The organism is Cryobacterium sp. CAN_C2 (assembly GCF_015751745.1).
Lineage (GTDB): Bacteria > Actinomycetota > Actinomycetes > Actinomycetales > Microbacteriaceae > Cryobacterium.
On sequence record NZ_JADOUX010000018.1, the window covers coordinates 1 to 13,350 of the forward strand.

General features: G+C 64.2%; 9 protein-coding genes and 1 tRNA gene. 2 read left to right on the top strand and 8 right to left on the bottom strand.

The genetic code is table 11. The annotated features are described in order from the left end of the window. Nucleotides 1–664: 664 nt before the first annotated feature. Together IWX77_RS13435 and IWX77_RS13440 are read right to left on the bottom strand one after the other, a co-directional pair. Nucleotides 665–1,915 carry a hypothetical protein gene (locus tag IWX77_RS13435; protein WP_196845025.1) on the bottom strand — a complete coding sequence of 417 codons (1,251 nt, stop codon included), beginning with the start codon at nt 1,913–1,915 and terminating at the stop codon, nt 665–667. Further along, entirely contained in the window at nt 1,912–2,358 is a 447-nt protein-coding gene (locus IWX77_RS13440; protein ID WP_196845026.1) for a hypothetical protein, read from the bottom strand. Before IWX77_RS13440 ends, IWX77_RS13435 begins: the two co-directional genes overlap by 4 nt. A 407-nt stretch (nt 2,359–2,765) precedes the next feature. On the opposite strand from IWX77_RS13440, the gene IWX77_RS13445 reads away from it, so the two are divergent. Beyond that, the gene (locus tag IWX77_RS13445) at nt 2,766–2,918 is read left to right on the top strand and encodes a hypothetical protein (protein WP_196845027.1); all 153 of its coding nucleotides are present in this window, start codon (nt 2,766–2,768) and stop codon (nt 2,916–2,918) included. A 135-nt stretch (nt 2,919–3,053) separates the two neighbouring features. Here the strand turns inward: IWX77_RS13445 and IWX77_RS13450 are convergent, their stop codons facing one another. Then, nucleotides 3,054–3,659, bottom strand: coding sequence for an ANTAR domain-containing response regulator (locus IWX77_RS13450; protein WP_035879545.1), 606 nt, complete (start codon nt 3,657–3,659; stop codon nt 3,054–3,056). 38 nt (nt 3,660–3,697) lie between these two features. Between IWX77_RS13450 and IWX77_RS13455 the strand changes: the two genes are divergently transcribed. Next, nucleotides 3,698–3,783, top strand: a tRNA-Leu gene (locus tag IWX77_RS13455). 128 nt (nt 3,784–3,911) lie between these two features. Here the strand turns inward: IWX77_RS13455 and IWX77_RS13460 are convergent. From IWX77_RS13460 to gltB, 5 genes are all read right to left on the bottom strand, one after another. Beyond that, nucleotides 3,912–4,445, bottom strand: a complete 534-nt coding sequence (locus IWX77_RS13460; protein ID WP_196845028.1) for a hypothetical protein — start codon at nt 4,443–4,445, stop codon at nt 3,912–3,914. Nucleotides 4,446–4,508: 63 nt separating this feature from the next. Beyond that, entirely contained in the window at nt 4,509–5,012 is a 504-nt protein-coding gene (locus IWX77_RS13465; RefSeq protein WP_196845029.1) for a hypothetical protein, read from the bottom strand. Between the two features lie 771 nt (nt 5,013–5,783). Then, nucleotides 5,784–7,229 carry a pyruvate kinase gene (pyk, locus tag IWX77_RS13470; RefSeq protein ID WP_196845030.1) on the bottom strand — a complete coding sequence of 482 codons (1,446 nt, stop codon included), beginning with the start codon at nt 7,227–7,229 and terminating at the stop codon, nt 5,784–5,786. A gap of 66 nt (nt 7,230–7,295) precedes the next feature. Beyond that, a complete protein-coding gene (locus IWX77_RS13475; RefSeq protein ID WP_196845031.1) occupies nt 7,296–8,753 on the bottom strand; it encodes a glutamate synthase subunit beta in 1,458 nt (485 codons plus the stop codon). After that, on the bottom strand, nt 8,746–13,323 hold the full coding sequence (gene gltB, locus IWX77_RS13480; protein ID WP_196845032.1) for a glutamate synthase large subunit: 4,578 nt from the start codon (nt 13,321–13,323) through the stop codon (nt 8,746–8,748). The genes IWX77_RS13475 and gltB overlap by 8 nt, the downstream gene beginning before the upstream one ends. Nucleotides 13,324–13,350: the final 27 nt, after the last annotated feature.

Here is a 13,350-nt window from a genome sequence, read left to right on the forward strand (position 1 = left end):
CTGGCTGGACATGGTGATGATTCCTGATTCTCGCCCTACGTCAAATGGCGAACTTGCTGTTAGGTACTGGCCTCACTCGACCTTGACACGTAGGGCCAGTCCAGAGAGTCCCAATGGCGTAGGTGGCGAGAGCACTGGCGGGCACGGCCATCGACCTAAATGAGCCGGATTTCTGGATGGATTCAAATTGCTCGACACTTTCGACCATGACCTTGTTGTATTTCTGCAATACAACATTGGCAAGTTCGTCGCTGTTCGCAGCACAGGCATGTTGTCCAGACTCATACTCCGTCCAGCATGCCTGTGCTGCGGCCTCTGTCGGGGAAGGGGCACGTTCTGGTGCGAGGGCCGCGCCCGTTAGGGTAGCGGAAAATGCGATTGCGACTGCGAATCCAAGAACTGGGGAGATGAATCTCCTCATGATTTGAGCCCTATTCATGGACGACACCTTTCGTCTTCGTTGACTCAGGTGTCGCTTACGAGCGATATAGGACCACCTGAACGTGACTTCGAGCATGGCGCGCACGCCCTCTGGGTGTCAACCCTGCGACGAGACAATGGATCTCTTTGATGTGATCGGGAATATCGGACTCTTACCGTGATATTTATCCCGTTTCGTGAAACAGAGACCATTTAGCAGGGCCGGAAACCCTTAGCGTGTTATTTATTCCGTATCGTGAGCTGACCCCAGGTAGGTCGTGCCGGTGCCGGGCGGCCCCTGTACGTCTTGGTAGGAGTCGTCGAGGTCGCGCAGGGTGGCGATCACCGCGTCCGCGGTCTGCCCGTCGGACGATTCCGGCGCGAGGTCGCCAATACGGGTGCACGGAGGGATGCGGCGCAAAATATCGACCATCGGGTCGCGCGGCCAACCGGGTCGGGCGTCGACGATGGCGTCGGCCCACTCATCGATGGCGGGTTTCTGCTGCATGGGCCGGGGCTGTGCAGCAGGCGCGAGGGCGCTCGGTCGATGGCTGTAGCACGCGACGACTTTCTGGAGCGTTTCTTCGACCACAATGTCGCCGCCTTCGGTGACCTCACGCACTTTCACGCAGCGGTGGGTGCGGGCGCCCTCAGCGGTGTCGGGGTTCGTGAACGGCCCCGGATATTCGTAGAGCAGATGGGGCCCGGCCTGGTCGCCCGGCGTGCTGCTGCTGCCCGGTGCGAGTCGACCGCGCAGCCAGAGATGGCGACGCTCGACTCGCTGCTGGCCGTCGCGAAACCAGTCGCGTTCGACGTCTGCGTGCTCGACGACGAGCACGTCGCGGGTGTCCTGCCATCTTTCGATCGGATCCTCAAGCCGAAAATAGTGCCCCCACCAGAAACTCTTCTGCTCACGCCGGTGGTAGTCGATCGCGGCAGCGGCACAAGAGGCTGCCGTCTGGTCCGCACTGCGCGGAGTGTGGGTGGTCCCCGCGGTGACGGTAGCGAGGTCCAGCAGGGCCTCTCGCACCGGCGACGGCTTGACCGGGTCGACGTCCGCTTCGGTCGCTGTACCGGCAGAGTGGATGCCGGGCATGCGCGCGAGGACCAGCATCCAGTTGCGCAGGCGCAGTGTTGACAGGTAGTCGTAGCGGTTGCGGTCGGTGATGGAATCGAACATGCGCTGCGCTTCGATTTCACCACCAAGCGGGTACGGGTTTACCAGCACGTTCTCGCGCAGCATCTGGTCGATCTGATCTTCGCCCACGCCGTGTCGGGCGGCGAGGCTGAGCAGGTGGGTGCGCTCGTAGGCGGCATAGTGGTGAACGTGCATTCCCGGAAACTGAGCTCGACGCTTCGCGACATTAGCCAAAAAGTCGGTCAGCGCCACCTTCTCTTCGGCCCATGTATGCGCCGAGAAGGCGCGAAAAGATTCATCGGCTTCGACCAGGCCGAAAAGGTAGTCAAGGCCCCACTCTGTGGTCGCACCGATCACGTCTCCCTCGGTTGCATCTCTTTTGGCATAGAGCGGGTCCCCCTCGAAGTCGAAGAAGATATCGCCGGAGTTCGGCTCGGGCAGCACGGCCAGCGCAACCGGGTTGTACAGCTCGGCCGGCGGGGCAGGGTGGACACGGTCTGCAGCTGCAGCTTTGCTTGCATGCGCAGGGCGGTGAACGTGGAGTCAGCCATTCCTGGCGGATTTTCGATGGCCGCTGCGCGGTCGTCGATGGTGCGGATGCCGCCGACTGCCAGCCGCGCGCCCTGAGAAAGCCGCAGCCCGGCGGCGAGAAGGGGATCGCGGTGCTCCTGCACTTCGATCTCGCAGGTGGCGCAGCGCCCACAAACCGTGTAACGCGGGTCTCCCCAGGCGACGGCCGCCGGGTCAAAGAGGCGCTCCGTGCTGATCTGCACGAAGCGTTGTTTGCGTTTGCGGTACACCGGCCGAATATCAGCGAGTCAATGAGCGCTCACGGAACCGTCGCCGAGCAGCAGTTCGACGGTGTCGGTCGTCGGTGCGCCGACGCACTCGAGTTGCTCGGCCTAGGCGGCCAGCCGCAACAGGCCCGTGAACCGAGCGTGCCGGGCGAGTTTGGTGTCTTGCCGTGGCCAGGTGCCGTCGCTCTGGCGCACGATGAAGTCGGCGAATCCGAGGAAGGCGATCGCACTGTCGGTGCGAGTCTGACCGCCAGCCCTGGTCGGAGCATTGCTGGTCGGAGCATTGCTGGTCGGAGCATTGCTGGTCGGAGCATTGCTGGTCGGACCAGCGATGGTCGGACCAGCAATGGTCGGACTGCCCGGGGTCCCCGGGCCGAAAGCGGAGTCGAAAAACGTGGCTGAAAGATGACATGGGGGCAGGCGATAAACGCCAGGCGGATGTCGTCGGCCGCGGCGTTGAGTGCGGCGCGGTCTATCCGTGCCGGCCGAGCGATTTCGACGACCGACCGGCTCTGTCGGTAGCGTTCGAGCACCCGATGTTCGTGCGCGTCGCCCAGGCGTGAGGTGCGTTCGAGCATGGCATCGACCGGGCCGGGCAGAGCCGGGACGTGTGCGGTAGGAACAGGTTCGGCCGAGACACAGAACGGCCCGGCAGTCCCTGCCGGGCCGTTCTGTGTCTGTCTGCGGCGCTGGTCCCGCTACTTCTTGGCGCTGAGCTGTTCGATGATCGCCTGCGAGACGTCGTGCATGGTGAGACGACGATCCATCGAGGCCTTCTGAATCCAACGGAAGGCTTCAGGCTCGGTCAGTCCCATCTTTTCATTGAGCAGGCCCTTGGCCCGGTCGACGAGTTTGCGGGTCTCGAATCGTTCGACCAGGTCGGCGACCTCGGCCTCTAGCGTGATGATCTGGCTGTAGCGCGAGAGGGCGATCTCGATCGCGGGCAGCAGGTCGTTCGGGGTGAATGGTTTGACGACGTAGGCAAGGGCGCCGGCTTCGGTGGCGCGCTCGACCAGTTCCTTCTGGCTAAACGCGGTCAGCAGCACCACCGGGGCAATGTGCTCCTTGGAGAGGCGCTCAGCGGCGCTGATGCCGTCGAGCTGAGGCATCTTGACGTCCATGATGACCAGGTCGGGGCGGAGTTCCCGCGCCAGGGCGACAGCAGTTTCTCCGTCACCGGCTTCGCCGACGACTTCAAAGCCGTTGTCGCGCAGAATCTCGACAATGTCGAGGCGGATGAGGGATTCATCCTCAGCGACGACAACGCGTCGCGGAGGGGTGGGGGTGCTGTCTTGGTCGGTCACGAGCAAAAGCCTACGGTATTCTGAACGAGTAGTTGTTAGCCGGTGTGGCGGAATGGCAGACGCGGAGCACTCAAAATGCTTTGTTCGCAAGGACGTGTGGGTTCGAGTCCCACCACCGGTACCATTTCCAGTGTTAAAAAATCCTGATCAAAATCTGTTTTTGTTTTTTCTCTCTACTCGTGCGGCTGTGGCGATGCCGCTCTGTCTTGCCACACGAGGGTGCGACCAGAACCTCCGCGCCCGTGCAAGAGATCACTCGCTCACTGCACACGGGCCGTGTGCGCCCTTTTCGGCATCGCTCATCGGATGGCTGAAGAGCGAGTAGCTGCCCACCCCGTGAAAGGTCAGCACGGCGAATCCGTCTTGGGCTGGGGCCTGCGAGAGGGCCAGCGAGAGAGCCAGCGAGAGAGTCTGGGAACCGCCCGTGCCCGTACTGCCGCCGTCTTTCAACAGGTACTCGCCCTCCGCGTAAACGGTATCGAACTGGCCGCCGACAACGTGAAATGAACTCGCAAGGTTGGGTCCGGCGTGAAGCAGCCAGACCCGCATGTTCTCCCCGACGGTCGGTGTCGGGGGCTCGGTGGGGTAATGGTCGCTACAGCCGTTGGACACGACCAGATCGGGCTTCTGGGTCGCAGGCCGAGAGGTGTCTCCCACGCCGCATTGATGGCCGAGGTCGTACTCGGACTGAATCAGCACATACGCAGCGTCACCGGGCGATAGCCCGGGCGGAGCGATGATAGCGGCACCGAACATTGCCTTGGCGATCTGCGCCGACAGGGGCATCGTGGAGCAGTGGTAGAGCCAGATTCCCGAGCGAGTGGCGGTAAAATTATAGGTCAGGCTCTCTCATGGCGCGATGCTGCCCATCGCCTTGCCGGGTGCGAGAACTTTAGCCTGAAAGTCGATCGCATGCATGATCGTGCCGTCGCTGCGTGGCTTGTCGCTGCCTGAGTCGTCGGCTGCGCCAACAGCGTTCACGGTGAGCACCATGCCGAGCAGGTGGTGTCCGCCGAGTGAGCACCCGGCATCCTCAGTACCATCATTGACCCCGACGGCGACGCTTGTGCCGGCGCCCGGCTCCACGGGGCCGGATTGAACCCCGTTCGCGAGTACGAGGTCGTGCAGCATGTCGTCGTTGCTGAGGGTGATCATGAGAGTGTTGCCAACGGCAACATCGGCCATGTCTGGGTTGAGCCGGGTGTCGATCATGGACACCGCCACGGTTGTCCAGTGGCCGGTAGTCCAGTGGCCGGTTGTCCAGTGGCCGGTCGCCCCAGACCGGTCGCCCCCCTGGCCGATCGCGACGGCCGGGTCGAGCGCAACCGCACCGGCCAGCGTCCGAGCACGCACGCCGACGTGGCCACTATCTCGTTCCAGTCATGGCGCGCTACCGAAGAGGCGAGCGCGGCGCGCGCCGTCGTCAGGGTTACGGAAGTGCGGGTGCGTTGGTTTCACCGGGCTCGGCGACACCGGCAGAGCCGACGCAGGCCGACCATGCCCGGCGGCGAGGGTCACCGTCACCGGCGGCAGGGAGCCAACCAGCAAAGAGGGGCTTTCCGAATGAGGGTGTATCGAGGGAGGGCAGGCTAGCGTCGCCCCCGGCAGGGTTGGTCTGGTTCCAGACGGTTCACGCATCCCCCAGCGCACGCGGAGAGCTCGCACCGTGAGCCCGATGAACGACGCGAGTGTGGCCAGCACCGGGGCGGCCACGACCCTGCGGGCCACGTCGTAAAGTGGTGGGAGGGTGATGAGGATGCCGCCGTTGACCACGCTCGCCCGGAACAGCCCGGCACGGTCCAATTCGGTGCGGGTCGAGGTACGGGTTGCGGCACGGGCGAGGCGATGCCCGAGAGCACAGCCGGAATCAGAAAGCTTCGGGCACCGATCAGAATTTGTGCAGCGAACCCGATCGCGACGTACGGAACGAGCGTTTCGCAGCTACCGGCAGCATGATCGGTTCGGCAGCCATGTCCCTGTCCTCAATCGGGGGCGAATGCCCTTTCTCACTGTAGAGAAAACATTCCGTTTATTCACCAGCAGACTGGTGCACCAGATTCGCGACGGATGCCGCGCACACGAAGGCCCCGCCGCACACTGTGCGACGGGGCCCTGTGGATGCTGCTACTTCTTGACGTACGCCGGCGCAACCTCGTTGTGGGCGTCGCCCACTCGGTGCACGCGAATGTCGTTCGTCGAGCCCACGATTCCGGGAGGGGACCCGGAAATGACGACAACTTTGTCACCGATTTCGGCGAGGCCCTGGCCGATGAGAATGTCGTCAACCTGACCAAACATCGCGTCGGTGTGGGTCACCCGCTCCACCAGGTGGGTCTGCACGCCCCAGGTGAGAGCGAGTCGACGGCGGATACCCGGATCCGGCGTGAAGGCCAGCATCGGAATCTTCGACCGCAGGCGGGACATGCGCCGGACCGAATCGCCGGACTCGGTGAAGATGCAGAGGAACTTGGCGTCGACGAACTCGGCGACCTCGATCGCGGCGAGGGTGATGGCGCCGCCCTGGGTACGCGGGCGGTTGGTCAGCTTGCCGATGCGCTCGAGGCCGTGCACCTCGGTGGATTCCACGATGCGGGCCATGGTTTGCACCGTGACGACGGGGTATTCTCCGACGCTGGTTTCACCACTGAGCATGACGGCATCCGCACCGTCAAGCACAGCGTTGGCGACGTCGCTGGTCTCGGCGCGGGTGGGCACCGGGCTCAAGATCATGGATTCGAGCATCTGCGTGGCAACGATGACCGGCTTGGCCATGCGGCGGGCAATCTCAACTGCCTGCTTCTGCACGATCGGCACAGCTTCGAGCGGAAGCTCAACGCCGAGGTCGCCGCGGGCGACCATGATCGCGTCGAAGGCGTCGACGATCTCTTCGAGGTTGTCGACGGCCTGCGGCTTCTCGATCTTGGCGATCACCGGAACGCGGCGGCCTTCCTCGGCCATGATCTCGTGCACGCGGGTGATGTCGTCGGCGCTGCGCACGAAGGAGAGCGCGATGAGGTCCGCTCCGAGACGGAGGCCCCAACGCAGGTCGGCCTCGTCCTTATCCGACAGGGCGGGCACGTTCACGGCCACACCGGGCAGGTTGATGCCCTTGTTGTTGGACACCGGGCCAGCGACGATGACCGTGGTGGTGACGACGACGCCATCCGTTTCGACCACCTGCACCTTGACCTTGCCGTCGTCGATGAGCAGAAAGTCACCGGGGTGCACGTCGTGCGGCAGCCCCTTAAAGGTGGTGCCGGAGACTTCCTTGGTGCCGAGCACGTCTTCGGTGGTTATCTTAAAAATGTCGCCGACGGCGAGTTCGTAGGGACCGCCCTCGAACTTGCCGAGGCGAATCTTGGGGCCTTGCAGGTCGACCATGACGGCGACAGCACGCCCGGAGTCGTTCGCGGCCTTACGCACGTTGGCGTAAACACTCTCGTGCACCTGGTAGTTTCCGTGGCTCAGGTTCATGCGACAGACATCAACGCCCGCGTCGATGAGCGCTCTGATCTGCTCGTAGCTGGCAGCTGCCGGCCCGAGGGTGGCGACAATTTTTGCGCGTCTCATTCTGGTGAATCTCCGATTTCCGCGCTTTTTGAGCGCATTACAGCGTGGTGCAGGCAGACGAATGGGTTAGAGGGAGAAGGGGCGGTCCGTAGGCTTGACGGGAGACGGCAGTTGCGTCTGCCCTTCCAGGAACTGATCGACAGCGGCCGCGGCGGCGCGTCCCTCGGCGATGGCCCAGACGATGAGCGACTGGCCGCGACCGGCGTCGCCGGCGACGAACACGCCCTCGTGGCTGGTCTGGTACTTGCCGTCGCGCTCAACGTTGCCGCGCCCATCGAATGGGAGCTTCAGCTGATGGCTGAGTTCGTCCGATTCCGGGCCTGTGAAGCCCATGGCGAGCAGCACGAGGTCGGCCGGAACCTCGCGCTCGCTGCCGGCCTTGGGAACGCGGCGCCCGTCGAGGTACTCGGTCTCGGCGATGCGAATGGCCCGCACCTCGCCGAATTCGTTGGCCAGAAACTCGACCGTTGACGCGAGGTACTGGCGCGTGCCGCCCTCTTCGTGGGCGCTGGAGATCTCGAACAGGGTCGGGGACATCGGCCACGGCTGGTTTTCCGGGCGGGTTGTGCCCGGCTGCTTGCCAATCGCGAGGTTGGTGACGGATGCTGCCAGTTGGCGGTGCGCGGTGCCGATACAGTCGGCTCCGGTGTCACCACCGCCGAGCACCACGACGTGCTTACCCGCGGCGGTGATCTGAGCTTCGAGACTTCCGCCGGCACCGATCTTGTTCTGCTGCACGAGGTATTCCATGGCGAAGTGCACGCCGGGCAGGTCGCGTCCGGGAATCGGTAGGTCGCGGGGCACCATGGCGCCGGTCGCCACCACGACGGCGTCGTAGCGGGCGCGCAGGTCGTCCCACGTGATGTCCACCCCGATGTTGACGTTGGCCCGAAAACGGGTGCCCTCCGCCGTCATCTGCGCGAGGCGCAGTTCGAGGTGTTTCTTCTCCATTTTGAAGTCGGGAATGCCGTAACGCAGCAGTCCTCCGATGCGGTCGTCACGTTCGAAAACGGCGACGGTGTGCCCCGCGCGGGTGAGCTGCTGCGCGGTGGCCAGTCCGGCGGGGCCGGAACCGACGACCGCGACGGTCTTGCCGGTGAGTCGACCCGGCGGTTGCGGCTGCACCCAGCCGTTAGCGAAGGCCTGGTCGATAATCGACACCTCGACCTGTTTGATGGTCACGGCCGGCTGGTTGATTCCGAGCACGCACGACGATTCACACGGGGCCGGGCAGAGCCGACCGGTGAACTCAGGAAAGTTGTTGGTCGCGTGCAGACGTTCGATAGCCGCGTGGCCCTCGTCGCGCCACGTCAGGTCGTTCCACTCGGGAATGAGGTTGCCGAGCGGACACCCCTGTTGACAGAACGGCACGCCGCAATCCATGCAACGGCCGGCCTGCCGTTTGAGAACGGCGGTGTCACCCTGCTCGTAGACCTCTTTCCAATCCATCAAGCGGATGGCCACGGGCCGACGAGCGGGAAGCTCACGTTCCGTGGTCTTCAGGAATCCCTTCGGATCAGCCATTGGTTACCTCCAGAATTCTATTCCACACAACAAGTCCGTCGGGATCGAGTCCCTCGTCGAGGGCCGTCTGTCTGGTCTCCAGTACGGCCGCGTAGTCGCGCGGCAGCACCTTGACAAAGGCGTTCATGGTATCTTCCAGGTTCTCCAGCATGCGCGCGGCGAGTGCCGAGTCGGTTTGGTCCCGGTGTTGTTCGAGCAGGTCACGCACGATCTCACGGTCGACGCGATCGAGGCCGAGCAGCCGCAGCTCTCCCGAGGTCAGCGCGTCACGGTTGACCCGTTCGGCGGTCAACCCGTAGACGTAGGCGGTGCCACCGCTCATGCCGGCACCGAGATTGCGTCCGGTCTCACCGAGGATGACGGCGAGTCCTCCGGTCATGTATTCCAGGGCGTGGTCGCCAACGCCCTCAACGATGGCGGTGGCGCCGGAGTTGCGCACCAGAAAGCGTTCCCCGACGATGCCGCGAATGAACATGCTGCCCTGCGTTGCACCGTAGCCGATGACGTTTCCGGCAATGACGTTGTCTTCGGCCGGAAATTGGCTGGCCCGGTCGGGACGCACGATGATCTGCCCCCCCGACAGGCCCTTGCCGACGTAGTCGTTCGATTCGCCCTCGAGCCGCAGGGTGATCCCGCTCGGCAGGAACGCCCCGAAGGACTGCCCGGCCGACCCGGTCAGGATGACTTCGATGGACCCGGCCGGCAGACCGTTTTCGCCGTGCCGGAGGGTAACCTCGTGGCCGAGCATGGTGCCGACGGCGCGCTCGGTGTTTCGGATCGGCAGATCAATGCTCACCGTACCGCCGTGTTCGAGCACGCTCTGGCTGCGACGAATCAATTCGTTGTCGAAGTGCTTGTCGAGTTCGTGCTCCTGGGCGCGCGCCCACTTGCGCGGTTCGGACTCGGAAAAGTCCGGGCCGCTCAGAATGGGTGAGAGGTCAAGCCCCTGTGCCTTCCAATGGGTGAGGGCGCGGTTCACGCCCAACACCTCACGGCGGCCGATGGCTTCGTCGAGGCTGCGGAATCCGAGCTCGGCAAGGTACTCGCGGACCTCCTGCGCGATGAACTCAAAGAAGTTCACGACGTGGTCGGCCTGACCGGCGAAGCGTTTGCGCAACTCCGGGTTCTGGGTGGCGACACCGACCGGGCAGGTGTCGAGGTGGCAGACACGCATCATGATGCAGCCCGATACGACAAGCGGCGCGGACGCGAAACCGAATTCTTCGGCGCCGAGCAGGGCACCGATGAGTACGTCACGCCCGGTCTTCAGCTGGCCGTCGACCTGCACGACCACGCGGTCACGCATCCCGTTGAGCATGAGCGTCTGCTGGGTTTCGGCAAGGCCGAGTTCCCACGGGGTGCCGGCGTGCTTGAGCGAGTTGACCGGACTGGCACCCGTCCCGCCGTCGTGGCCGCTGATCAGGATCACGTCGGAGAGTGCCTTGGCGACACCCGCAGCGACGGCACCGATACCGGACTGGCTGACCAGTTTGGTGTGGATGCGCGCCTTCGGGTTGGCTCGTTTGAGGTCGAAGATGAGCTGCTTGAGGTCTTCGATCGAGTAGATGTCGTGGTGCGGCGGCGGTGAGATGAGGCCGACTCCAGCCGTCGCGTACCGGGTGCGGGCGATCCACGGGTAGACCTTGGTCGGCGGCAGCTGACCGCCCTCGCCGGGCTTGGCGCCCTGAGCGAGTTTGATCTGGATGTCGTCGGCGTGGGTCAGGTACATGCTCGTCACACCGAATCGACCGGAGGCGACCTGCTTGACGGCGCTGCGCCGGGTCGGGTCGAGCAAACGATCGAGGTCTTCGCCACCCTCACCGGTGTTGGACTTGCCGCCGAGGCGGTTCATAGCGATCGCGAGGGTCTCGTGCGCCTCCTGCGAGATGGAACCGTAGCTCATCGCGCCGGTGGAGAACCGTTTGACGATCTGCGCCACCGACTCCACCTCGTCGAGCGGCACGGGGGTGCGCTGGCCGGGGCTGAGGGTGAACATTCCGCGCAGAGTCATGAGCGATTCGGCCTGGTCGTCGACAAGTTTCGTGTACTCACGGAAGATGTCGTAGCGCCGGGTGCGGGTCGCGTGCTGCAACCGGAAGATGGTCTCCGGGTTGAACAGGTGCGGGACGCCATCGCGACGCCACTGGTACTCGCCGCCGGTCGCGAGGCGCTCATGTGCGGTGACGGCGGCATCCAATGGGTAAGCGGATGCGTGCCGCGACAGGTTTTCGACAGCGATCACGTCGATGCCAACGCCGCCGAGCTTGCTCGTAGTACCGGTGAAATACTGGTCGACGAAGGACTGGGCGAGGCCGACGGCCTCGAATGTCTGCGCGCCGGCGTAGGACGACACGGTGGAGATGCCCATCTTGGACATGATCTTGAGCACACCCTTACCGAGGGCCTTGATCACGTTGCGCACCGCTGTTTCAGACGTGACGTTGGTGATGATGCCGCTGCGCACGAGGTCTTCGCAGGTTTCCATGGCGAGGTACGGGTTGACGGCGGAGGCGCCGTAGCCCATGAGCAGAGCCACGTGGTGCACCTCGCGCACGTCGCCAGCCTCGACCACGATGCCGACCTTCATGCGGTTCTCTGTGCGGATCAGGTGGTGGTGCACCGCCGCAATCATCAGCAGCGACGGGATCGGTGCAAGGTCCTTGTTGGAATCGCGGTCGCTCAGCACGATGAACAGGGCGCCAGCCTCGATGGCCTCGTCGACCAGGGCACAGATCGCGGCGAGCCGCTTTGACAGCGCGTCGGGGCCCTCCTCGATCCGGTACAGGCCGCGAATGGTCGTGGTGGTGCGGCTGCCGAGGACGGGGTCGATGTGCTGGATCTTGGCCAGCTCGTCGTTGTCGATGACCGGAAAGTCCAGAATGACCTGACGCGCGTGTTCCGGGCCGGCGGTGAGCAGGTTGCGCTCCGGACCCAGACCGAGCTTGAGGCTCGTGACCACTTCTTCGCGGATCGAGTCGAGCGGCGGGTTGGTCACCTGAGCGAACTGCTGGGTGAAGTAGTCGAACATGAGCCGTGGGCGGTCGCTGAGTACGGCGATGGGTGTGTCGCTGCCCATGGCGCCGAGCGGTTCGGCGCCGGTGCGGGCCATCGGTGTGAGCAGTATGCGCACCTCTTCTTCGGTGTAGCCGAAGGTGCGCTGGCGTCGCACAACGGATGCCGGCGGGTGCACGATGTGTTCCCGTTCGGGCAGGTCCTTCAGGTTGATGCGCCCCTTCTGGAGCCACTCGCCCCACGGTTCACTCGCCGAGAGTTCGGCTTTGATCTCGCGGTCGTCGATGATGCGGCCGGCTTTGGTGTCGACCAGGAACATTTGGCCGGGGCGAAGGCGGCCCTTGCGCACGACGCGGGCCGGGTCGATTCCGAGCACGCCGATCTCGCTCGCGAGCACGACGAGGCCGTCGTCGGTGATGAGGTAGCGGCCGGGGCGCAGGCCGTTGCGGTCGAGCGTTGCCCCGACGAGGGAACCGTCGGTGAACACGATCGCGGCGGGGCCATCCCACGGCTCCATGAGCATGGAGTGATATTCGTAGAAGTCGCGACGTTCGACCTCGAGGTCGGTCTGGTTTTCCCAGGCCTCGGGCACCATCATCATGATGGCGTGCGGCAGCGACCGCCCGGATAAACTGAGCAGTTCCACGACCTCATCGAAGGAGGCCGAATCACTCGCGCCCGGGGTGACGATCGGCAACAGCGGTGCGAGGTCGCCCAGCAGCTCAGACTCAAGTTGGGACTGGCGCGCGCGCATCCAGTTGCGGTTGCCCTGCACCGTGTTGATCTCACCGTTATGGGCGATCATGCGGAACGGCTGGGCCAGCGGCCAGGACGGGAACGTGTTGGTGGAGTAGCGAGAGTGCACGAGGGCGAGCGTCGAGACGAAACGTTCGTCGGACAGGTCTGGGTAGAACGGTTCGAGTTGCAGGGTCGTGACCATGCCCTTGTAAACGAGAGTGCGGCAGGACAGTGAGACGAAGTAGATCTCGAGCTCGCGTTCGGCACGCTTGCGCAGTCGAAAGGTCTGCCGGTCGAGCGCAATGTCGCTGACCAGGTCGCCGGTTTCGGTGGTGTGGGTGCTCTGTACGAATAGCTGTTGGATGGCGGGCATGTTCGCGCGGGCCTGGCTACCGAGGTCTTCCGGGTGCACCGGTACCTCACGCCACCCGAGGATGGTGAGGCTTTCCTCGTCGGCGATCAGGCTGATGGCTCGTTTGATCCCCGTACGGGCGGTCGGATCGGTCGGCAGAAAAACGTTGCCGACGGCGTACTGGCCGACTGGGGGAAGCGCGAAATCCGTGACGGCGCGCAGGAAGGCATCAGGTATCTGGGTGATGATTCCGGCGCCGTCACCGGTTCCGGCGTCGGAGCCGACCGCACCACGGTGTTCCAGGTTGCGCAGGGCATCGAGGGCTTGGGTGATGATGTCGTGTCCGGCGGTTCCGCGCAGGGTCGCCACCATGGCCAGGCCGCACGCGTCGCGTTCGGCGGCCGGGTCGTACAAGCCGGATGCTTCGGGCACGCTGCTGAAGCGGGAATAGAGAGGTTTCTGCGCCATTGAGACCGTCCTCACGAAATGACTGGC

Bases quoted from the DNA above. Each gene is read 5' to 3' on its own strand.
- gltB (WP_196845032.1), bottom strand. From the start codon at position 13,323: ATGGCGCAGAAACCTCTCTATTCCCGCTTCAGCAGCGTGCCCGAAGCA.
- IWX77_RS13460 (WP_196845028.1), bottom strand. From the start codon at position 4,445: ATGCCCCTGTCGGCGCAGATCGCCAAGGCAATGTTCGGTGCCGCTATC.
- IWX77_RS13445 (WP_196845027.1), top strand. From the start codon at position 2,766: ATGGGGGCAGGCGATAAACGCCAGGCGGATGTCGTCGGCCGCGGCGTT.
- pyk (WP_196845030.1), bottom strand. From the start codon at position 7,229: ATGAGACGCGCAAAAATTGTCGCCACCCTCGGGCCGGCAGCTGCCAGC.
- IWX77_RS13475 (WP_196845031.1), bottom strand. From the start codon at position 8,753: ATGGCTGATCCGAAGGGATTCCTGAAGACCACGGAACGTGAGCTTCCC.